The 22,462-nt window shown below is 38.1% G+C and carries 20 protein-coding genes; 13 read left to right on the top strand and 7 right to left on the bottom strand.

Features of this window, described 5'->3' with window-relative positions; translation table 11 throughout:
- Positions 1-753: 753 nt before the first annotated feature.
- Positions 754-3,753: a UPF0182 family protein gene (locus RIV7116_RS07160; protein ID WP_015117618.1), complete on the bottom strand. Its 3,000-nt coding sequence runs from the start codon at positions 3,751-3,753 to the stop codon at positions 754-756.
- 246 nt (positions 3,754-3,999) lie between these two features.
- On the opposite strand from RIV7116_RS07160, the gene RIV7116_RS07155 reads away from it, so the two are divergent.
- The 3 genes from RIV7116_RS07155 to RIV7116_RS07145 all read left to right on the top strand — a co-directional run bounded on the left by RIV7116_RS07155 (position 4,000) and on the right by RIV7116_RS07145 (position 6,120).
- The gene (locus RIV7116_RS07155; protein WP_015117617.1) at positions 4,000-4,290 is read left to right on the top strand and encodes a hypothetical protein; all 291 of its coding nucleotides are present in this window, start codon (positions 4,000-4,002) and stop codon (positions 4,288-4,290) included.
- Between the two features lie 707 nt (positions 4,291-4,997).
- Positions 4,998-5,204 carry a hypothetical protein gene (locus RIV7116_RS07150; RefSeq protein WP_015117616.1) on the top strand — a complete coding sequence of 69 codons (207 nt, stop codon included), beginning with the start codon at positions 4,998-5,000 and terminating at the stop codon, positions 5,202-5,204.
- 244 nt (positions 5,205-5,448) lie between these two features.
- Positions 5,449-6,120 (top strand): Fe2+-dependent dioxygenase, encoded by a 672-nt coding sequence (locus tag RIV7116_RS07145; RefSeq protein WP_015117615.1) that lies wholly within the window; start codon positions 5,449-5,451, stop codon positions 6,118-6,120.
- Between the two features lie 96 nt (positions 6,121-6,216).
- Here RIV7116_RS07145 and RIV7116_RS07140 read toward each other — a convergent pair whose 3' ends face one another.
- Entirely contained in the window at positions 6,217-7,503 is a 1,287-nt protein-coding gene (locus tag RIV7116_RS07140) for a glutamyl-tRNA reductase (protein ID WP_015117614.1), read from the bottom strand.
- Between the two features lie 450 nt (positions 7,504-7,953).
- On the bottom strand, positions 7,954-8,991 hold the full coding sequence (gene glpX / locus RIV7116_RS07135) for a class II fructose-bisphosphatase (RefSeq protein WP_015117613.1): 1,038 nt from the start codon (positions 8,989-8,991) through the stop codon (positions 7,954-7,956).
- A gap of 895 nt (positions 8,992-9,886) precedes the next feature.
- Here glpX and grxC point away from each other — a divergent pair.
- The 3 genes from grxC to RIV7116_RS07115 all read left to right on the top strand — a co-directional run bounded on the left by grxC (position 9,887) and on the right by RIV7116_RS07115 (position 11,707).
- Positions 9,887-10,204, top strand: coding sequence for a glutaredoxin 3 (gene grxC / locus RIV7116_RS07125; protein WP_015117610.1), 318 nt, complete (start codon positions 9,887-9,889; stop codon positions 10,202-10,204).
- Positions 10,205-10,337: 133 nt separating this feature from the next.
- On the top strand, positions 10,338-10,823 hold the full coding sequence (gene tadA, locus RIV7116_RS07120; RefSeq protein WP_015117609.1) for a tRNA adenosine(34) deaminase TadA: 486 nt from the start codon (positions 10,338-10,340) through the stop codon (positions 10,821-10,823).
- Positions 10,824-10,939: 116 nt separating this feature from the next.
- Positions 10,940-11,707: a 1-acyl-sn-glycerol-3-phosphate acyltransferase gene (locus tag RIV7116_RS07115; protein ID WP_015117608.1), complete on the top strand. Its 768-nt coding sequence runs from the start codon at positions 10,940-10,942 to the stop codon at positions 11,705-11,707.
- A 65-nt stretch (positions 11,708-11,772) separates the two neighbouring features.
- Here RIV7116_RS07115 and RIV7116_RS07110 read toward each other — a convergent pair whose 3' ends face one another.
- The gene (locus RIV7116_RS07110; protein ID WP_015117607.1) at positions 11,773-13,881 is read right to left on the bottom strand and encodes a S8 family serine peptidase; all 2,109 of its coding nucleotides are present in this window, start codon (positions 13,879-13,881) and stop codon (positions 11,773-11,775) included.
- A 165-nt stretch (positions 13,882-14,046) separates the two neighbouring features.
- Between RIV7116_RS07110 and RIV7116_RS07105 the strand changes: the two genes are divergently transcribed.
- From RIV7116_RS07105 to grxD, 3 genes are all read left to right on the top strand, one after another.
- Positions 14,047-14,643 carry a hypothetical protein gene (locus RIV7116_RS07105; RefSeq protein WP_015117606.1) on the top strand — a complete coding sequence of 199 codons (597 nt, stop codon included), beginning with the start codon at positions 14,047-14,049 and terminating at the stop codon, positions 14,641-14,643.
- 255 nt (positions 14,644-14,898) lie between these two features.
- Positions 14,899-15,156 (top strand): BolA family protein, encoded by a 258-nt coding sequence (locus tag RIV7116_RS07100; protein ID WP_015117604.1) that lies wholly within the window; start codon positions 14,899-14,901, stop codon positions 15,154-15,156.
- A gap of 134 nt (positions 15,157-15,290) precedes the next feature.
- On the top strand, positions 15,291-15,614 hold the full coding sequence (gene grxD, locus RIV7116_RS07095; RefSeq protein WP_015117603.1) for a Grx4 family monothiol glutaredoxin: 324 nt from the start codon (positions 15,291-15,293) through the stop codon (positions 15,612-15,614).
- A gap of 539 nt (positions 15,615-16,153) precedes the next feature.
- Here grxD and RIV7116_RS07090 read toward each other — a convergent pair.
- Complete coding sequence (locus RIV7116_RS07090) at positions 16,154-16,402, bottom strand: DUF6761 family protein (RefSeq protein ID WP_015117602.1); 249 nt, start codon at positions 16,400-16,402, stop codon at positions 16,154-16,156.
- 626 nt (positions 16,403-17,028) lie between these two features.
- Here RIV7116_RS07090 and RIV7116_RS07085 point away from each other — a divergent pair.
- Positions 17,029-17,820: a response regulator transcription factor gene (locus tag RIV7116_RS07085; protein ID WP_044291574.1), complete on the top strand. Its 792-nt coding sequence runs from the start codon at positions 17,029-17,031 to the stop codon at positions 17,818-17,820.
- Positions 17,821-17,932: 112 nt separating this feature from the next.
- On the opposite strand, the gene RIV7116_RS07080 is transcribed toward RIV7116_RS07085, so the two are convergent.
- Positions 17,933-18,709, bottom strand: coding sequence for an ATP-binding cassette domain-containing protein (locus tag RIV7116_RS07080; RefSeq protein WP_015117600.1), 777 nt, complete (start codon positions 18,707-18,709; stop codon positions 17,933-17,935).
- Positions 18,710-18,839: 130 nt separating this feature from the next.
- Here RIV7116_RS07080 and rsmG point away from each other — a divergent pair, with 130 nt between their 5' ends.
- Positions 18,840-19,571, top strand: coding sequence for a 16S rRNA (guanine(527)-N(7))-methyltransferase RsmG (rsmG, locus tag RIV7116_RS07075; protein ID WP_015117599.1), 732 nt, complete (start codon positions 18,840-18,842; stop codon positions 19,569-19,571).
- A gap of 241 nt (positions 19,572-19,812) precedes the next feature.
- Positions 19,813-20,352, top strand: coding sequence for a hypothetical protein (locus tag RIV7116_RS07070; protein WP_015117598.1), 540 nt, complete (start codon positions 19,813-19,815; stop codon positions 20,350-20,352).
- A gap of 169 nt (positions 20,353-20,521) precedes the next feature.
- Here RIV7116_RS07070 and RIV7116_RS07065 read toward each other — a convergent pair whose 3' ends face one another.
- Positions 20,522-21,934 carry an RNA-guided endonuclease TnpB family protein gene (locus tag RIV7116_RS07065; protein WP_015117597.1) on the bottom strand — a complete coding sequence of 471 codons (1,413 nt, stop codon included), beginning with the start codon at positions 21,932-21,934 and terminating at the stop codon, positions 20,522-20,524.
- 69 nt (positions 21,935-22,003) lie between these two features.
- On the opposite strand from RIV7116_RS07065, the gene tnpA reads away from it, so the two are divergent.
- Complete coding sequence (gene tnpA / locus RIV7116_RS07060) at positions 22,004-22,417, top strand: IS200/IS605 family transposase (RefSeq protein WP_015117596.1); 414 nt, start codon at positions 22,004-22,006, stop codon at positions 22,415-22,417.
- Positions 22,418-22,462: the final 45 nt, after the last annotated feature.

Raw genomic sequence — 22,462 nt, 5'->3', positions numbered from 1 at the left:
TTAGCTATGCAGTCAATTTGATAAAAAAATACTGAGTAATCAGTAAGAGGATTGATTTAAGCAACTAGTTAAAACCTGATTAAGTTAGGCTTTTACAGTTGTCAATGAATTACAAAGCCATAGCTGAAATTTTAGGCAAGTTGAACAAAACTAGCTTTATTTTAATATTTAAATATATATAACAGTTTACAATTCTGACATCAACACCATGTCTCTGATATCCTCCTAAAAGAGTATTCAAGAAATTTGATGTATACCTTTGGGAAGGTATTCTAAAAAAAATCAAGCAATATATGTGATATTTGTTACGTCATACTGACCAAATTAGTCACGGATAAGAACTAGCACCAACAAATTGCGAAACGATAAACAACAAATGAGATTTCGTAACAAAGTATTTTTTGAAAGAGTTAGTTTTTCCCAATGCAAATGCTGGTTAAGGGCAACCAAGAAAAGCAGAGGAAGCAGAAGGAGTTTTATTAATTCTGACTGGTTATATTCTAGTTCTATTGCCCGTTGAATCTAGTACTGTTTTCAATACCGTCTTGGTTGGGAATTCACCCCCTAAGCAGTCCAAGTAATTTCGGGGCTGCTGCGTCACAATTGCTCTATAAAGTGTAAATAATGGGACAGACACCGTATGTGTGGTCTGTCCCATTAGTCTTACTAGTATCTACGAAACCCCTATGGTGTATAGATTAAGGGTTTTAAAGATATATGAACTCATCAATACTTACTTGTTGCCGATGAATTCTATTGCGGCGGTACGGGTTGTTGGAGTTGTGTTTCTGGAGGAGTAAAAGCAGGTGTCGTAATTTCACTCGCATCGAAAATAGCTTCTAAAGCATCTTCTAAACTATTTTCCATAACAATATCGTTGTCGTAAGCTACAACCACCCTAACTAAAGTTGGTAAACTGTTTTCTTCAGCTTCAAGATATATAGGCTCCACATATAGAAGCGATTGTTCTATTGGTATGACTAACAAATTTCCTTGAATTACTCGCGAACCTTCACGATTCCATAAGGTGATTTGCTCGGAAATTTCTGGTTTTTGGTTAATTAAAGCTTCTACCTGCTGAATACCGTAAACCAATTCCTGTTTGGGGAATTCGTAAAGCAACAATTTACCATATTGTTGACCATCGGAACGAGCAGCCAACCAAGCAATTAAGTTTCTCCGTTGTGTAGGAGTAAAAGGAAGCAGTAAAATAAATTCTTCTTTTTGGGCTTTAGGCAGTTTTGTAATTAAATAGTAGGGCTGTACTTGCTGCTGTTTGGTGCCATAAATTTCTGTGGGAATCTGCCACAAATCTTCTCGGTTATAGAATACTTGCGGATCTGTCATGTGATATTCCAGCAAGCGTTCTGACTGAATGCTGAAATAGTCTAATGGGTAACGAATATGACTGCGAAGGGTTACAGGTAATTCCGATAAAGGTTTGAACATTGAGGGGAAAATTCTCCCTAATGTATCAATAATGGGATCGGTTTGATCGGCAATATAAAAGTTCACATCACCGTTGTAGGCATCCACAACAACTTTGACAGAGTTGCGGATGTAGTTAAATTTATTTTTGCCTGGATCGGAATATGGATAACGGTTGCTGGTTGTATAGGCATCAACTATCCAATATAAATATGTTGGTTTACCATCAATAGTTTTCGCTTTGCCATCAGCAGCTACCAGGTAAGGATCGCTATCAAAACGCAAAAAAGGAGCTATACTTTGTATTCTTTGTTTGATATTGCGGCGGAATATTACTTTAGTTTGTGGAGTAAAATTACGGGTTAGCAGCATCTGCCAATCTTTAAGATACTCGGAAAACAGCAACCGTCGCCAAAGCGAACCTATAGAAATTCCACCCTTTCCGTCGTAAATGTTAAATTCGTTAGTATTTCCACTAGGATAATCAAACTCTTTGGTTCTTGTCCCCGTCATTACATAAGTATCAGCAATTTCTCCAAAATAAATACGCGGATTTGCAACGGGAATACTTGCACGGATTTCTGCATTGGATATTGATAAAGAACCTTGATTGCCGGAGTTTTCAACGCCAATATCTTTAATATAGTAATAAGGCAATCCACCAGGCGCTACTTGATTTACTGGACTCAAAGTAAATCCGTAGCCATGAGTATAAACTAAATGCTTGTTTACCCAAGTTTTCGCCGCATCGGGAACGTCATTATAATCAAGTTCTCTGGCTGCGATAATAGTTTGCTGTTTAAAAGAAGCTTCAGATTTTAAACTTTGCTTGAGAGTGTAACGGTCAATATCTGCATCTGGAAACTTATAATAAGGTCGAATTTGTTGTAATTGTCGGTTACTTTGTAAAAGCGGACGTGCATCCCACAAACGAATATTTCCTACAGTTAAATCATTGTCTCGTAATTCTGATGCCGTGAGATTGTTTTGAGGATTAAAAGTACTTGCATCGATGCTATCTAAATTGAATGCTTCGCGGGTAAGCTTGATTGTACGCTCTATATAAGGCTTTTCACGGCTGATTTCGTTGGGCTGTACGATTAATTTTTGCACTACTGTTGGTAGTAAGCTAACTGCGACAGTTGCAACTACTAAGAAGAATACCGATACATAAACCAATTGACGCGGATAAGGAGCGCGTTTTATAGTTTCCCTTCTTTTTTGAGATAAAGCTAAAGTTCGTACTAACAGATAACCTGCAATGCCTATAGCTAAAAGACTCAAGCCCGTGTAAATAGGTAGCAATACCTGTACATCTGTATAGCTAGCACCATAATTTACCCCTAACACAGAATATAAAAGTTGATACCGTAAAAGCCAATAGCGCAAGGCTATAGCTAACATTGTCAAGCAACCCAAAGCATCAAGATGAAGTCGTTGCTGTACGGTAAAACCGGGGAATTTTCCTTCACTCAAGCTATTCGCAGAACGTAAATAAATTAACGCTACCGCAGCCATACCTAGTAAAAATAACCCTAAGAACCAAAACAGCAGTAATTCCCAAATTGGTAAAGAAAATACGTAAAAACTAATATCGCGATTAAATAAAGGTTCTTTGATATTGAAGCTAGTATCGCCAAAATATTGTAAGACATTTATCCATCGTGCTGAAATTAAAAAACCTAGAAGTAAACTTACAATTACCGAAAACGCTGTTAACCAAAATTCGTAATTGATAAAAATTGCAGCAGTTAAAAAGATTAGTAGAGTTAATTGCAGTAAAGATATTACTGGTTGCTGTATCTGCAAAATATTCCATATTAACTGCAACCAAACTGGAAATTTGAGCAGCTTTCCGGGTAATACAATTTCGGGATACCAAACATTTAAAGCTTTCTGGCTGTAAAAAACTACTATTGTCCCGATTAAAAGACTTAATCCAAAAACTGTTGGTAAAAGCCACCGTAACTTAAATCCATAACGGTATGCAGGAGAAATAGGTTCTTTGAGAAAGGTTGGAGAAGGGAAAAAATTTCGTTTTTCTTGCTTACTTTTTTCTTGATTTGGATATCCTAATTTCGGATGCTGAAACTTCTTAGCTATAGTTAAATTACCCAGCAAAAAACACGCACTCGTGAAAAAGGCGATCGCCCACAATCCTAACTGCGTCGCTAAGCGCAATATAAACTCAGATAAATACCCAACTTTCTCGAACCAAAGTAATTCCGCTCCTAGATGGGAAACTAAATCAAAAATTAGCCACAAACCCAATAAAACAGGAATTATTCGATAATTTTTCTTAGAAATTAAACTAACTATTTGCATCACTCAAAGTTAATTTTTTATTAATCGCTACAAATCATCATTTGTGACTCATTTATCTTGAGATTTTTCACTTTTAACAGTTAAAACTAGTAATGGTTTCTCCATTAATTTCAACAAGTAATTAGACTCTCATTATTTGAATATTACACTATATTGATAAGTTTAATTACTGAAGTGAAATCAGGAATAAAGAAACGCGATAAACGAACAATTTTTGTGGTTAGTAATTGGATGAGGAGTGAAAAAATGCGTTCTAAAATGGTTGCTTTGTTCTTGGTACTTGGTTTAGCAGCAAGCATCAGTGCTTGTGCTGGCTCCCAGGAGACACAGAGCAGTGAAGATTCTACACCTTCAACTGAAGAAACCGTAGCTCCAGAAGCTGCTGAAACCGACGAAGCAGTCGAAGAAATTCCGGAAGAAACTGCTGAAACTGACGAAGCAGTCGAAGAAATTCCGGAAGAAACTGCTGAAACTATAGAAGAATCAGGTCAAGATATCCCAGAAGATGTTGAAGAAACAGAAGAAAAAGCTAACTAAGAATAATTTAGTTTATTCTCAGCTATGAGATTTAACTTGTTTTTTGTGTTGGCTTATACATTATTTTGAGCATAGTTGTAATATCTGGGCAAAACAAGCGATTGGAGTACAATCATTTCGCTTTTTTGCCCGGATTATTTATATTCTGACTCTTTATTAATTAGTGTGAAACTTAAGATATAAAATTTAATAACCATATATTTTACTAAATATATCCTTTGGCAATTAGTAGTATGTGTATTGCTTATCAATTTGCTGCAAGATATATCGGACTTACATAAACCCACTGAAAATCAGAGTCCTCGTCTATATAAAAATTTTTATCATTAAGATAAACGAGTAAATGAAAAGTAGATTAATTTATATCTGAATTATTCTCAACAAGTAGAAGGTTATAGTCAGAGTACATATGATTGATTGCACTACATCTAAAACCAGTTTTTTATTAAGTATAAACTAGATATATTATCATACAAGGTTTTTGTTCAATATAAAATCTTGAAAAATTTTGACTCGACTTACTTAAATTGTATTTTTTTCTTATTGTTACAACTGCAAATACAAGCTACAATTATTTGCAATTAACTTCTGGCTAAAGGAGTGTTAATTCTCGACCTATCAATTTATATTGATCGGCTATCGAGATTCATAGGTGCAGCTTAGAAAGAAGAAACATAAAAGATTAATTTAGAGTGAGGTGTGTGAAAATGCGTTCAAAAACAATTGCTTTATTTCTTGCATTAGGTATGACAGCTAGCGTTACCGCTTGTGGAACTGAAGCCCCTGAAGGTGGAGAAGGTGGCGAAGGTACTCCCGAAGTTGAACAAACTACTCCAGCCGCACCTGGTGCTGAAGGCGGAGAAGATGGAGAAGGCGGAGAAGGTGGAGAAGGTGGAGAAGGCGGAGAAGGTTAAGCTTCTGTAAAATCTACTTTTTCATAAATTAAACCGCGAAGGGCAAGTTAAAGGTGAGAAAAGCGCCTCTATCTTGCCCGATTTTGCTGGGGGGTAAGTAGATGAAAGGGAATACAGAGATAGAAGTATATAGGAACTTGATGCTACTCCTCTCCTATTCAGTTACTGAATGAATAAGAGGGGGAAGAGGGGGAAGAGGGGGAAGGGAGTAACTTTTGACTTTTCTACAATCTAAAATATTTGTATGATTCTTACTATAGAAAATATTCTGACACCCGAAGAATTAGAACTAATTACTTCTAAACTTCAAGATGCTGAGTTTGTAGACGGCAAGCTAACAGCAGGATGGTTTGCGAAACAGATAAAAAATAACATTCAGCTATCCGGAAGTGCAGAAGCGAGCGGGGAACTGAGAACTGTTGCAATTAAAGCAATTAAACGCAATCTGCTATTTCAAGCAGCAGTCAAACCAAAAATTGTTCGCCCTATTCTTTTCAGTTGCTATGAAGCTGGTATGTATTACGGTTCTCACGTCGATAACGCAATAATGGGTGGTGAAAAACCAATACGTTCCGATGTTTCATTTACCTTATTCCTAAATTCTCCTTCTAGTTATAAAGGTGGAGAATTGGTTATCGACACAAGTTTAGGAGAGCAGGCTTTTAAATTAGAAGCAGGCTCTATGGTTGTATATCCTTCAACAACTTTGCATCGAGTTGAAAAAGTAGTGGAAGGTAAACGTCTAGCAGCAGTTAGTTGGGTACAAAGCTTCGTTCGCGAACCATCCGAACGCGAAATTTTATTTGATTTAGATACAACTAAACAAGTGATGTTTAAAAAATATGGTAAAACACCAGAATTTGACTTAATTAGTAAAACCCACGCTAACTTAATACGGAAATGGGCAGAAGTTTAAAATTTGGGCATGGGGAATAGGGCATAGGGCATGGGGAATGGAAAGTTAGAAGGTTAGCAGCTTTCAATTACCAATTACCAATTACCAATTCCCAACCTAACTAAATTGTTCTTCCGCATCAAGATTAAATAACTTTTGTAGAGTTTGCATACAGTGCCTTCTGGCTTCGACATCTTGCTGCGCTCTCAACTGTACCATCGGGTCGTGTAATATTTTATTTACGATGCCTCGTGTAAGGGCTTCAATAACTTCTTGGTGTTTTTCGCCAAATTCCGAACCCAATCTTGATAAAGCTTTTTCTAGTTCTTGCTCGCGGATAGTTTCTATTTTGTTTCGTAAAGAACTAATGGTCGAAACTGTTTCGAGACTGCGCCACCAGATTTCAAAAGCTTCTACTTCTTGCTCTAAAATACCTTCTGCTTCCAACGCCATTTTTCGACGACTTTCTTGGTTTTGCGCCACTACAGCTTTCAAGTCGTCAACATTAAACGCTTGTACGTTATCTAATTCGTTGACATCCGAATGAACGTTACGCGGTACAGAAATATCAAATACCATTAAAGGGCGACTGGGTTCTAAAACCAATTCTAGTTTGCTGCGGTTAAGTATTGGCTCTGTTGCAGAAGTACTTGTAAATACTAAATCGCTCTCGTTAATTACCGGCATCATTTCTTCAAGAGGCTGAGTTCGGATAGTACAAGCACTAAATTTGTTTGCTAATTCTTCAGCCCTTTTCATAGAGCGATTTAAAATACAAATTTCATCCGCACCTTTTGATATTAAATGCTTTACTAGCAAACGCGACATTTTTCCCGCGCCAACAATGGTTACTCGGGCTGCTGCTAAATTTTGTACTTTTATCTGAGCTAATTCTACGGCAGCAGAACTGATGGAAACCGCACCGGTTCCGATACTAGTTTCGCTACGCACGCGCTTACCGGCGGTAATTGCTTGTTTAAATAATTTATTTAAAACTGTTTTAATGCCTTTGTATTGTTGACCAATTTTGTGAGTTGTTTTGACTTGAGCAAGAATTTGTCCTTCTCCTAATACCAAGCTATCCAAACCACTACTAACTCGCATTAAATGCATTACTGCATCTTGATGCAGCAGCATAAATAAATGAGGTCTCAAAGTGTTAACAGGCAATTTACTATATTCCGATAGAAATTGAGTTACTTCTCGGATACCTTGCTCGCTTTCTTGAGCAACGATATAAATTTCTAAACGATTACAAGTACTCAGAATTGTCACTTCTTCGATGCTTGGATAGCTTAACAGGTGAGCTATTGCGCCTTCTGTTTGTGGCTCGGGAATGCTAAGTTTTTCTCTAACTTCTACTGGGGCTGTTTTGTGACTTAAGCCTACGACTGCTATATGCATTACTTTAAATGGTAATTACTAACTATTTATTGATAATTGATAAAAGGAATGGAGCATGGGAAATGGTGAATGGGAAATTGAAAAAAGTTATGAGTCATGAGTTATGAGCTATATGAATCAAATATTTCTTCTATCCTGTAAAGGTTTTCAGATTTATCCTCAATGGCGATCTTGATTTGAGATTATCAATACATTGACAGGAGATACAGCAATTTACAAGATCCGGAAGTAGAGATTTACATACTAAAACTCTTGCGGTATAGAAAGCAGCCCGCGTGAGGGGGAGTTTCCCCCATAAGCGACTGCCGAACATCTTTGCTTGCCCGAATGGACTTCACAAAGATGAAATATGCTGTAATTTGAGAATTTAATTCAAAATACGAAGGTAAGTTACAAATTAAAAATTTTTAACTCTTAATTCTTAACTTCTAACTCTTAACTCCTAACTGTTTAGCTAAGACTTATGGTTTGTGGATTATCAAACATATGAATGGTATCGACAAACCGAGCAGTTTTAGATTGGCTCGAAATTACTAAGCTTTGAGTTCTAGCACCTCCGTGGAAGAAACGAACCCCTTCCATTAAAGTGCCGGGAGTAATACCGCAAGCTGCAAAGAGTACGTTCTCACCGTTAGCTAGTTCTTCAGCGTTGTAAACTTTATCTGGGTCGTTGATGCCCATTTCTTTAAGTCTTGCAAGGTTGCTTTCTTTGCTTTCGCCAATTAAACCTGTTTTTACTATTTCTGGATCGTAAATCAATTGTCCTTGGAAGTGTCCGCCCAAACAGCGCATTGCAGCCGCAGAGATTACACCTTCAGGTGCCGCACCAATACCCATTAGTGCATGAATATTTGTACCGGCAAAACCGCAGGAAATTGCAGCCGAAACGTCACCATCGCTAATTAAACGTACTCTAGCACCTGCTTGGCGAATTTCCGCAATTAGGTCTTTGTGACGGGGACGATCCATCACTACTACTACCAATTCCTCAACGGAACGATTTAAGCACTCAGATAAAATCTTCAGGTTTTCAGTGGCAGACTTATTGATATCTACTTTGCCTTTTGCCTGCGATGGTGCTGCTAGCTTTTTCATATAAAAGTCGGGTGCAGCAAACAACCCACCTTTTTCGGAAATTGCTAGTACAGCCATTGAGCCGTTTTGACCGTATGCTACTAGGTTGGTACCTTCACAAGGGTCAACCGCGATATCAATTTCAACTAACTCATCGGGGTTACAGTAACTTTTGGCATCTTCACGAGTACAAATTCCCACTTCTTCACCAATGTAAAGCATGGGAGCGTCATCGCGTTCGCCTTCTCCAATCACAATGCGCCCGCGCATGTAGATTTTATTCATTCTTTCCCGCATAGCTTCTACAGCTACTTGGTCGGCGGTATTCTTCTCACCTTTACCCATCCAGCGAGAACTAGCGATCGCCGCTTGCTCTACTACTTCAATAATCTCTAATCCAAGAGTATTTTCCACTTCGGTCTGCCCTCTCAATTGCTTGCGAAACGCGGTATTTGCGAATTGCGATTTCAGTTATTAAGTCTACCAAAGGGCGTATACCCGTGGAAATCCGTCTTGCCTTGGGTTTTTGTTAAGTTTTGCTGCCGAAGATATTTCTAGCACCAAACACAAAGCATATACAACAATTTTATATTAGTACTTTTTCTTACATTAGTTGATATTAAATTTTAAATATAGTCGTTGGAAATTAGATTATTCTTTGTACGATGTAAATTAAGAAATATAATGTTATTTTTATTTATATGAAAGCTTTGCAAATCATAATATTTTGTCTTAGCAACAGCATTGACAATAGTAATTGTTAGCATTATAAAGCTTTATTATTCAATGCGAAATATATTTATAGATATGTTGATTTTCAATCATAAAAGCTAAATTATTGAGTATTGTTTTTAACGCTTTGATACGTGCTTGTAGCAGTTTGATATTGCTATTCAGATGCAATTTAGAAAGAGAAACATAAATTAATATACTTCCGTTTTCAACAAGAAGTAAAAAATGGCTCAACATTAAACAGCATTCTTTATTCTTGAAATCCTTCAAAGATTTTTATGGTAAATAAGTAAGATTATAAAGGGACTACTAAGTAAGTAGACGTAATTAAATATAAGATAAGACCTCACTACGCCAGTTGCTACAAGGGGAACCCGCGCAAAGCACTGGCTTCTCAATCCCTCTGCTTAATAAGGAGCGTGAGGTTTTATATTTAATTTGACCTACTTAATTAATCAAAAATAGCAGCAGTAAGTTAGTGCAGCCTTAACTCAGTTAAGTACTAATGTTTACTAGGTTTAATACTATCTGCTAGGCTAAAAAGTATGATAATACCTTGAAATTAAATAATCAGCATATGTTCGATTTTCTCAATCCACTTTTAGGTCGTCATCCCGAACAAATCAAAGCGAACGTAGAAATTTATACTTGGCAAACTTGTCCCTATTGTATCCGTGCAAAAATGTTGTTGTGGTGGAAAGGCGTTAAATTCACCGAATACAAGATAGACGGAGATGCAATAGCCAGAAATGAAATGGCAGAACGCGCTAACGGAAAACGTACTTTACCCCAGATTTTTATTAACAATCAACATGTTGGCGGTTGTGACGAATTGTATCAATTAGATACTCAAGGTCAGCTTGATTCTTTGTTAAACCAGCCTGCAACAGTTTAAAAATATAAATCTTTTTTAGGTAACGATAATATAATCCTGAAGAATCCGGTTATTACAAAAAATCGGGTTCTTATTTTTTATCAATACAAAAGCCATAACCGCTAATTTCTAACTCCCGAAAAATATTAAGAATATGTTAAGTAGTTATTCGGAATATCTTATACATAGAAAATGGATGGAACAAGCTTTAAGGCTGTCTCAACTGGCGGCAGATGCAGGGGAGGTACCTGTAGGCGCTGTTATTATTGATTCATCCGAGAATATGATTGCAGAAGGTGAAAATAGAAAACAACGCGACAATGACCCCACCGCTCATGCGGAAATTCTCGCTATACGAAAAGCAACGGATAGGTTACAAAGTTGGCGACTTCATGAATGTACTATCTACGTTACTCTCGAACCTTGTCCGATGTGTGCTGGTGCCATTGTGCAAGCCCGTATGGGTCTATTAGTGTATGGAGTAGATGACCCGAAAACTGGTGCAATTCGCACTGTTGTCAACATTCCCGATAGTGCAGCTTCTAATCACCGTTTGCGTGTAATTGGAGGCATCTTAGAATCTGACTGTCGCTCCTCATTACAAGCTTGGTTTGCTAATCGGCGACATAGCACAAGATAAAGGACAGAGGTAAAACTGTCCAGTGAGTGCTACAAAAGTCAGGGGAGAAAATCTACGGTGTTACTAATCAAGAATTCTTTACATTTTGATTTACTTAATATTCAGCAGTCACCGTGATGATGGAATTTGATTCGATATTTGATACCGGCAGACGAAAAACAGTCAATAGTAAAATAACGGCTAGATTGGCTGACACTAATTCGCGAATTTCTCCTTGGTTGAGTTCTCTGACTTATCTACTGGCAGGGAATATTCTTTTGCCTTTTTACTTTAGTCAAATCACAATTGTTGGACAGGAAAATTTACCAAAAAGTGGCCCGGTAATTTTGGCTCCTACTCATAAAGCACGCTGGGATTCGTTACTTTTGCCTTATGCAACAGGACGTGGAGTTACCGGGCGAGATTTACGTTTTATGGTCACGAGTACGGAGTGCCGAGGTTTTCAAGGTTGGTTTGTGCGGCGATTGGGAGGATTCCCCGTCAATTCACAACGTCCTTCAATTACAACTCTTCGCCATACAGTGGAATTACTAAAGCGTGGCGAAATGTTAGTTATTTACCCTGAAGGTGGTATTTTCCGTGACAGCGAAGTTCATCCGCTAAAGCCTGGAATTGGACGTTTGGCTTTGAGTGCCGAATCATCTCACCCCGGTTTAGGAGTGAAAATTGTGCCTATTTGTTTTAATTACAGTCATCCTTATCCAGATTGGGGTACTGATGTAAGCATTAGCATTGCTCCGGCAATCAAAGTTTCTGACTATGCTCAAGGCTGTGTAAAGCATGATGCGAAGAAGCTTACAGATGATTTGGCTCACGCGCTTCAACAATTAAATTATCAATATGACGACTTAGCTAGTAGTGCTTTTATGCAAATAGAAAGTTAGTTATTAGTTGCTTAGTTGTTAGTTGATGAAATCGACTATGTAATGACGTTGATAATTGAGAACTGTCAACTGTTAATTGATAAAGCAAGTTCCCAATTCTTTAGTTTGCCAACATCTTGTGGTGCTGTATCAACAACCCACAACTGCCAGTTTCCTTTAGCTGACTGATTAAGTAAATTTTCTAATACTGGATGGGTTTGGACACAATAAGTAGTAAGTAAATCCTTGCGACGACCTAAAGTACGACTTTGCAGCAAAACCCGTTGATTGTTGGGGGCAATTAAATAAATTTCCAAATCGCTTAAAAATTCATGGGTGATGTTAACGCTAACTTGAATATCGCGGACATTACCAGAGTCGGTTACATTAATTCTGCTTTTTATTCCTTGTTTGTCATTATCGGGAATAGGCAATGCAGCATTGTTACGCTCTTCTATGAATTTGGTTGGAACTATGGCATTAGCTCGAAGTTTTTGCGCTGCTTTTACTGCCGATATCGCATTTACTTTGCCGTAACCGAACCATTTTGAATGACCGTTATCATCGTAACTTCCGTAACGCAAACCTAACTGTGCATCGGCTTCAAAATCAACTATTTTATCTGCGGTTTCTTCAAGTATGCGTTTTACCTGCACAACTGTTAAGTCAGGGTTTACTGACAAAGTTAGCGCTGCGACTCCAGCGACTACGGGAGTGGCGCTAGAAGTACCGCCAAAATAACCAGTAAAATCGCCTTTTGTGTAGCCTGCTGCTCCTAATTGATCTGTTGTAAACATTCCTCGCCCAGGCAGCGAAGCTGAAATAGCTGGTTGGCTATAGACAAAACCCGTTTGCTCAAACCACATACCTGGTTGAGCATTATTGCTTGGCGCGCATAAAGAAATATTTGTACCCCAGTTACTGTAAGCTGCTTTTTTATTCAAGCTTGTAGAGGCAGAAACAGTAATTACATCAGGATGTACGGCAAATCCACTGAGCCACCTTGTTTTACCAGTTACTATATTTTTTACCCATCCGCGTTCGTAAACCGTGCCATTGATAGGGCGATTGGCATTACCAGCAGCAAATAAAATTACGCAACCCTTGCCGTTGCGACCTTTAGTAGCAGCGCGAGTAATAGCGGCGCGTTGACGCAAAGAAAGAGGGAAATATACAGCCGATGCTCCCCAACTGCAAGAAATTACACTAGCCCCTTTTTCAATAGCCCAATCAAAAATCGCTTCTATAGATTCATCATCTAAAAATCCACTAGTACGGATAGGCATAAACGCACAACCAGGGGCAATTCCAGCAATTCCCGTACCATTCTCCTCTGCGATCGCTATCCCCGCACAAGCGGTACCGTGACTGGGTTGTTTTTGTGTAGGTATTGGTAAAAAATCTTTATCTTTTAAATCCAGAGGAGCAACTATTTTGCCACTACCCATGAAATCGGGATGATTCAAGTCAAAAGAATCATCTACCACCGCAACAGTAACCGAACGAACTCCTCGCGTAATATCCCAGGCTTTCTCTACCGAAATATGAGAACCATAAGCTAATTGATTACCACCATTATGATTAAGATACCACTGTTGGAAATACAGAGGATCGCGAGGTTTGTAATAGGATTCTTGATGGATAATAATATTAGGTTCGCTAGCTACAACTTCGGGTAATCCTTGTAACCTATTAGTAATTTTTATCGGATTTTGTGTAGCTTGTTTGCCAACTTTAAAAGCGAAAGTATTAGGAAGACCATCAATAGATTTGTAAAGAATTAAGCCAAACTTTGCTGCAATGGTGTTAATTCTGGCAGAATCGACCCTCAGATCGAATTCAATCGTAATTTGGTCGCCTAAATAAACTTTATTTCCAGGATTGCCCTTAATTTGGTAAACATGGCTGGCAAAAGCTACATTGTTAGAACTCCGGGCTTGAGACATCGCCATCTCTAAGCTGCTGGGCGCAACTCGAAATAATTCTAAACGAGAAGTCGGAATAGTACTGCGCCAACTACCTAAAAAATTCTGGGCTAATTCTCTAGTAGAAATATTAAACTGACTGCGAACCGTAAAGCTATCTGAAATTTTTTCTAATATTAATTCTTCACCACCGCGTTGTATAATCAATCCTAAACTGCTATCTGGTATCCCGGACGAAGATTTTTCAGGTCGGTTAGTGTTCGTATTCATGAGTGCCGTATTTTGTGACTGCAATAGTTGTGGGAACTCAATTGATGAGATTTTCAGTCTAAATTCACAGTGTATGTGGCTTTGCTTTGTTTCACAGCAAAACAGAGTTAAGATACCCGAAGTTTATATCCGCGTTCTGTTTAGTCGTCCCAAGTATTTATCCCCATGAAATTTGCTGCAACCGTTCCCAATATTTGTCTTTCTTTGTTATCGGTAATAGCAAGTTTTAGCCTGCTATCACCCGTTCACGCTCAGGTTAAACTACCTAGCGGTAGCACGCAAGTACAACCAATAGATCCAAATGACCCAAATACTCTTCGTCCAACCGGACAAACAGCAAGCGTTTTGAGCCTTGAAGGTGGAAAGCGTTTGATGTCGGAGGCGAGCAATGCGGTTGCTTCTCAGAACTATTCTTTAGCTGCTGATAAACTCAAAGAAGCACGTTTAGTTTTCAACCAGCTATCAAATTTCTACCAGCAACTAAACTCTAGTTTTGCTGGGATTGACAATAGATTAGCCGATTCCCAGCGCAAAAAAGCTTTATCTACTGCTCAAATGAGAGATGAAGCTACTTATCAGTTAGCATTAGTTCATAGAGCGCAGAATAAGCCAGAATTAGCAGTACCTTTGTTGGTGCAGATTATCAAAAGTCAAAATCCTACTAGAGATTTAGGCAAAAAAGCTTATCAACAATTATTTGAATTAGGTTTTGTTGATTCTCCTTTTGGAAAAGGTGGCAACGCTTCTTCTTCCCGCAAATAATAATCGATTTTGATATCTACAATAAAATTATTCAATATACCCACCGCCAAATGTTTGGTGGTGGCTTTTGAATTGGCAATCATATGATAAAAGTTTATTATGCTATCATCACTCGAATGTAGCGATAAGTGAGGGTTAAAGGTTAGGTTTATTAATCAGCAGGTTTATACGCTTATCAATGTGAAAAATCTTAATTGCGGTTTAAAATTTGTACATAATAAAGTGTAGGAAAATAATTTATTTTTAGGGATTGCGATGATAAGTCCGCAGCAAGTAGAAGAAATGATAAAGGCGCAAATGCCAGATGCCCAAGTCCAAGTAGAAGATTTGACCGGCGGTGGCGACCATTATCAAGTCAGTGTAGTTTCATCGCAGTTTGCAGGCAAGGGATTAGTAAAACAACATCAGTTGGTATATGGTGCCTTGAAACAAGCTATGTCTACAGAAGCTATTCACGCATTAGCACTTAAAACATATACTCCCGAGGCTTGGCGGGCTACTGCTGCTTCATAAAGCAGGCACATGAATTATGAATGATTTACAGTTACAGTTAAGTTACATATAACTGCAACAATAGCTATAAATAAGCTCTGCTTTCTAGCTTCCAATTTTTCCCACAGCCAACACACTATTAATAAGGAAACATCATGACACCAGAAGTTAAAGAAAGAATTGAGAATCTGGTACAGCAGAACAAAATCATGGTTTTCATGAAGGGAAGCAAATTAATGCCTATGTGCGGCTTCTCTAACAATGTTGTTCAAATTATCAATACATTAGGAGTTCCTTACGAAACTTTTGACATTCTTGAAGATCAAGAAATACGCCAAGGAGTAAAAGAATATTCTGAGTGGCCTACAATTCCCCAGGTATACATCAATGGTGAATTCGTCGGCGGTTCGGATATTTTGATTGAACTTTACCAAAAAGGCGAATTGCAGCAAATGGTAGAAGTAGCAATGGCTTCTTAGAAATATAATGCTTTTGGGTTGAGTTCGATATACTCAAAACTTCACCCTGTGCTGTAGGACATCCCTTTTCTTAATAAAGACAAGACTTACGCAATCAAAAAATTTCATTGCGACCGAAATGAAGTGTAGGGAAGCATTCACCCGCAGGGTGTGGATCATCCCAGAGTTTTTGCTACGATCCACAGCTGAGCCGCACTTACGGTGAACGCTGAATACTTCGCTGTCGCTCGTAATGAGGCAATTCTTTTAGTTTCGCGTAAGTCTTAAAGAAGATGGGAAAGGGTAAGCTTTAATTTGTATTGCTCAAGCGTGAAAACCGCTATAATTGCGGCTGGAGATTGAAAATCATCCTTTAACCGCAAAAATCCCCTCATCTTTTTTTGGCATTGCCAATTAAGCATGTGAGGGGAAATTTACTTAAATTGCTACAAAACATCTACTGAGAAACAACACCGCTGCCATACTTGATATTCGCAGAAAACATGCTATAATTATCTGCGTTAAGCAGCAACTGCTAGTAATTGACAGGAAAAATTTTATTAGTAGTAATCTGGCTCTGCCTGGGGTTGAGTAACTGCAAAATTGGATACATCAAATAGAAAACGAGTCGCTTCTTCTTCTAAGCGGTGAATTAAGTAAGGTTCAAGACCGTTACTGCTTCTTAGTGCGGCTAGATAACCATCAAGGTAAATCCGCATATCGTCTGTACGATAACCCCTATTCCACATCTCGACGAAGGCATCTGTTAATGTTTGATAGTAGCGGATGGTTCGTGTGTCTTGGAGCATAAGATAAGAGATAAATATCGTCTATGGTTGGTTCGGGAAAATTGTAAATTATTCAAGCCTGAATGTGAAGTAAGATTTACCCCCCAGGCATGAATTACAATTTAATAAACTTTGCGTGAGAAATATTCATTATTGTCACGACTTCTACACATATCCTATTCCTTTACAGGCGAAATGTGATGAGTAAATAAGCTATTGTTATATTTTTTCTACATCATTTATTCCCTATACAAATTAATGCTTTGTGCTATACAAAAGGAAATATGTACCCTATTCTCATGATAAAACACTTGTGGGGATTGGGGAAAAATGAAGTTTTACCTCCTGCTATTTGAACGCAACTAATACAAGAAATAAAACAAAATGTTGGTGCATATATTAATTTAGTATATCAAAAAATGATAAATGTTACCAACCGCCCGGTCACAATTGCTCTGAAAAAATGGGAAGCCTGCCCATTTTTTAAGGAGTAAGTCGGTAAATGAGGTAACCCTATAGAGCTACAGTAAAACTAAAAAAAGGAATAAATGTCAAGCAAATGCCAATTGGAGTAACAACGGTTACAAAACCAAAGCTATAGGCTTTGTTACCTTGAAAGTCATACTCGAATGAGGGGTTTTGCCACCGTGGGTTCGGTTTGTATAGAAATTATTGAGGGGAATCCCCATTTAAGGTCGCTGTTAGGTTGGCACTTACAACAATTGGATTATAGAGTATTTCAGGCTGCTAGCATTTATCAAGCTAGAGAAGCCTTTCTGACTCATCAACCAACACTAGTTGTCCTTGATGCCGATCTACCTGATGGTGATGGAATCGAATTTTGTCGTTGGTTGAATCGCCAGCAACAGCCTTTGATTCTAATGCTCTCTGCGCGAAATAACGAAGCTGATATTGTCACTGGTTTGAAAGCGGGTGCTGACGATTACCTGAGTAAACCTTTTGGAATGCAAGAATTTCTTGCACGAGTAGAAGCGCTTGTTCGTCGCAAGCGTACTCCTGTAGCGCCAGCTTACCTGGATTACGGTGCCCTGCAAATTGACTTAGTACAGCGCCGCGTCCGCTTTAAAGGTGAATTTATTGATTTAACACCACAAGAATTTAGTTTGCTTTACGTGTTAGCTCAAGCTGCTGGAATTCCTTTGTCTCGCTCAGAACTATTGCGTCGCGCTTGGCCTGATGCAATAGATAATCCGCGTACAATTGATACGCACGTATTATCGCTGCGGAAAAAAGTCGAATTAGATCCACGCCAGCCAAGTCTAATTCAAACCATACGCAATGTCGGATATCGGTTTAATGTCGAAATTCTAAATACAAATGTTTCTCCAAATATTTCGCAATCGGCACCGCAAATAGCCAAACATCAACCAAAAACTCAATTTGCCCAGCAGCATTCTACTATTGCTTCGGGGAGATGAGGATATGGCGAGTAGGGCATGGGGCATAGGGCATAGGGCATAGGAAAATACTGATAGTTTTCCAGATTTGTCTTCTTAAATATTCTCAATGACCAATGCCCAGTTTCGGGCTTTAAAAATCAAAATCATCTTCGGCTTCAGCTTGTTTCAAGCTTTGTTGCAAATTATTCCAGTTTACTTGAGAAGCTGTTTGATTTGTAACTAAATGTCCTTGTTGCAAGTACAAAAGCCGGGTACAAAAATTTTCGGCTACATTTAACTGGTGATTCACCATCAAAATTGTAGTCTGATGCTTTTCGTATAGCTGATTTAGAATTTTAATAATGCGTTCCGCTGTTTTTAAATCTAGGTTAGAGGTTGGCTCGTCTAACAATAAAATTTTTGGCTGGATAACTAAACCTCTAGCAAGGTGTACTAGTTGTCGCTGTCCCCCCGAAAGCTGCGTTTCTGTTCTAGCTAACCAGTCGTCTGGAATATTTAGCTGTTCGAGCCAATAGCTTAAGCGTTGTTGAATTTGAGGCTTAGTAAAACTTCGCAACACAAGCGGATAAGCTAAAGCCTCTCTCACGCTCATTCCTAATAGTTTTGGTTCTTGCCCAACAAGGGCAACAGTTTTACGTAGCTCAATTACCCGAATTTGTTGATATTCTCGATTTTCAAGATAAATTTTACCTTTTGTAGGTTCGTATAAGCGATTTAAAAGACGTAATAAATAAGACTTACCTGCCCCAGCCGGGCCGGTAATAGCAAAGCGATCGCCTTCGTAAACCTCGAATGAAATATCCTGCAATATAGGATAATCGGGCAATTTTTGCTTTGTTTGAGCAGTCAGTGTTTCTGCGTAACTGACTTGTTCTAATTTGAGTTGAACTTGTGGCTTTGTCTCCAAATCTAAAACCTATTAATTAAACTTTGCTCTCGTTAATAGTCGAGTTAATATCTAAAATACTATTTTGGATTCAAAAAAATAACTCGTAATTTTGATTGTGAGCGATTCAACTATATCTTGTTTGCCTGAGATGATGGACATCTGGGAACAAACCCTTAACTGGCAACCATCTATTCAAGAGCAAAATCAGTTTCAGCGTCTTTATGAATTAATTATTGAAGCAAACCGTCAGTTAAATCTAACTCGCATTACTAATCCTGAAGATTTTTGGGAAAAACATTTGTGGGATTCTTTACGAGGAATCAAGTTTTTAATTTCAGCCAGCAAAATAAAGGGGCAGGCAGAAGATAAAGAAACAATTAAGATTATCGACTTAGGAACTGGCGCAGGTTTTCCCGGTATTCCTGTCGCAATTACGGTACCTAATTGCACGTTAAATCTAGTTGATTCTACAAAGAAAAAAGTTAATTTTATAGATGGTATTTTACCAAAACTGAATTTAAATAATGTTAAAGCTACCACTTGTAGAGCTGAGGAAATAGGTAGAGATAGCGAACATAGAGAAAGTTATGATATGGCGTTGATTCGGGCTGTTGCAACTGCCTCAACTTGTGCTGAATATACTTTACCTTTGTTGAAGCAAGGAGGTTTAGCTGTAGTGTATCGGGGTAGTTGGACAGAAAAAGAAAATATCGACACGATCAACGCTGTTGAGAAGTTAGGTGGAAAGATTGAATCAATCGAACAATTCAATACACCCTTGAGTAACGGCGATCGCCATTGTTTGTATCTACGAAAAGTAGCCAGTACGCCGGAGAAGTTTCCCCGTGCAGTTGGGGTACCCGCTCGGAATCCGCTTTGAAGAGATGGAGTGAGGGAGTGAGGGAGTGAGGGAGTGAGGGAGGGCAGAATAAATTACCAATACCCAATGCCCCATGCCCGATCCCCCATGCCCCATGCCCAATTCCCCATGCCCAATCCCCAATTAATTATTACGTATATTAAATGACGGGGTTTTTACGAAATATTCTTGAGATAATTAAAGAAAAAGACTATAACCGTTTTACAAACAAAGCATAGCCGGGAAGGGATGGAGAAAAGCCATGAGTGAAGCAGCAGACGCTCAAACGACTGACGAAAGTAATCAAGGTTCGGGATTTTCTAAATTCAAGAAAATTCTCATCGGTATCGTAATTGCCACAATTGCAGGAGCAGCTTTATACGGTGCGGGTTGGTTTCAAGCACGCTCTCAATTTTCTTCTGACGATGATGAAATCAAGCAGGAGTTACAGCAAACGAAGGAACTGTTAAATACAGCTACAAATCGTGCTTATTTGATGGAAGCTCGCGGTGATTTGTACGATACTACAGTCAACTTAGACGAGCGTAACTTTGGTATGGCAAATACTCGTTTGCAGGAAGCAGCAGCAGCTTTGGGCAAAATTGAAGATACAGACGGTAATTTGAATATTGATAAAATACAAGAATTACAAGAAGCTGTTGCGAAAAAGAATATTAATGTTGCGGTTAATTTAGAACAGCAGCGCAATACTGTTTTAAGTTATATTAATGTATTAAATAAATTGATTCCTGCTGAAGGAAACTTGGAGATTCCCGCAGCAGAGGAAACACCTCAACAGTAATAGTTTAAGATTAAGTTAACTGAAAGTAGATGATTGTGAACTGTAGTTATTTGTAAGTGACTACGGTTTTTTATTAGCTAGTTAAGCAGCCTTAATTTAATTAAATGATATCGTTTCCGTTTATATCGGAATGATTTGACATCTCCCAGCTTTGAAAAAAACTGGGATTCTAAGCAGTTGTCACTCCGTAGTCTAAAGACATACTGCGTGACATTGTTTGCTTGCGATAAGACCTTTTTAGATTACTAAAAATATCGTACCGTTTGGGGTGTGTCAAAGCACCCCGTTTAATTATTTCAAAAGCTAGTTTTGCGATGCCGGAGTTAATAAAAATCTGGTCGGCAACCTTTCGTAGAATGTTAGATGCTGCATTTAAATCTGCATGAATCAATAAACCGTCTTTTGTGCGGTATACATCTCTACTAATTCTTTTACCTGATGGCTTCCATTCTATGGGTTTTGCACCGTATTGATGTAATTCATCATTATCAATAAAAGAAGCTTTAGAAGTATACTCCTCAGTGGTTATGTGGAATCTAATACCATATTCTTCACACAATTGTCTTAACCTCTCAATAAGTCTTTTGGTTGGCATTGAAACAACTTCATAATTATTGTTTCTACCAATATTAATGTTGGTTTTATTTCCCTCATTCCAACCAATTACTAAATTCCCGATACCGTCTTTTAAGCATTTATTGATGATAAACCTAGCGGCTTTATTTACTGCATCTCTGACTTGTAAATTGCGTTTTGCTGTGATTCTATCAAGGTAATTGTCCCAGTATCTACTAGGTTTGTTTTTCTTATGTTGCTGTACTTGATTTCGATATTTATGGAGTGCAGTTTTTAGCTGTGGAGATTCAACAATAAAACTTTTACCAAGGGTAGTAACTGCTGACAACCAAAACTTTACACCGTGATCAATGCTAATTGCATGATTGTAGTTAAGACTCTTATTATTTATAATTGGCTGTTTACCATCGTCTATCACCCAATCAACCCAAAACTCTCCACGACTAGGACGAATAATTACTTCTTTAATCCAATCAAAGCTAATAAATTCGGGCAAAATAAGCTTAATTGATGTTATTAATTCAGGCTTTGTTGCTTTACTGATTGAGGGATAAATATAACCATTATGACAAGCCAAGGCTTGTTTTGGGAACGTAACTGCGAATAAACCACCAGACTTTCTGTACTTGGGAATTGATGGCCTACTGCCATCTCCTAAGTAATACTTATCCACTAATTTATTGTAACTAGTTATTGATTCTCCTACTAACTTTAATGTTTGTTGTGCAGCTTGTGCAGCCAATGAAAAGTAGTGAATGCAAGTTTTAAGCTGTTTATCTAAATGATAATAATTAGTTTCTAATCTGTAAGTTTTCCAACCACTTCTAAGTTCATCTCCACACCAGTAAGTTGTATTAGCCTTTCTTTCAAGTAGCATTGCATAATGATTCTGGCGTGCCAGATAAATAGCAGAGTTATATAAACTGTTTGAATGCTCACACTGATCTACCCAGAAAGCTTTTTCTTCATCCGTAAATTTTGCTTTTATTGGAACTGTTTTGTACACTTGACCACCTCCTTGTTTATTAATATAGTTGATTCAACATAAATAATCAACAAAAAACCCTGATATAAAATGGCTAAGTTGTCAGCGTCAGATTATGAATACAGAAGGGCTGAAAAATCCGTGTCATCGATAAATTATCACTTTGTGTTTGTCCCAAAAAGACGTAAAGCAGTATTAGTTAATGAAATCGCTATGCGGCTACAGGAAATTATTTTTGAGTTAGTAAAAGAACATGGCTGGAGATTAATCGCTCTTGAAGTGATGCCAGATCATGTACATATGTTTATCAACTCACCGCCACATGAGTCAGCTTCTCAAATTGCAAAGTGGGTTAAGGGTAGAGCATCTAATATTCTAAGGAAGGAATATCCACAGTTAAAAAAATTACCTACTTTGTGGAGTCCTAGTTACTTTGTAGCTACTACAGGACAAGTAAGTACCGACGTTATTCGTAAGTATATTGAGAACCAAACTAGTAAATAAAAGAAACACGGAAAGTTAAAACTTTACCTGTCCGTTTCATCCCCT

Origin of the sequence: Rivularia sp. PCC 7116 (assembly GCF_000316665.1) — a bacterium.
GTDB lineage: Bacteria > Cyanobacteriota > Cyanobacteriia > Cyanobacteriales > Nostocaceae > Rivularia.
Note: the sequence above shows the minus strand (reverse complement) of the source record. Positions and strands in the feature narration are given on the sequence as shown.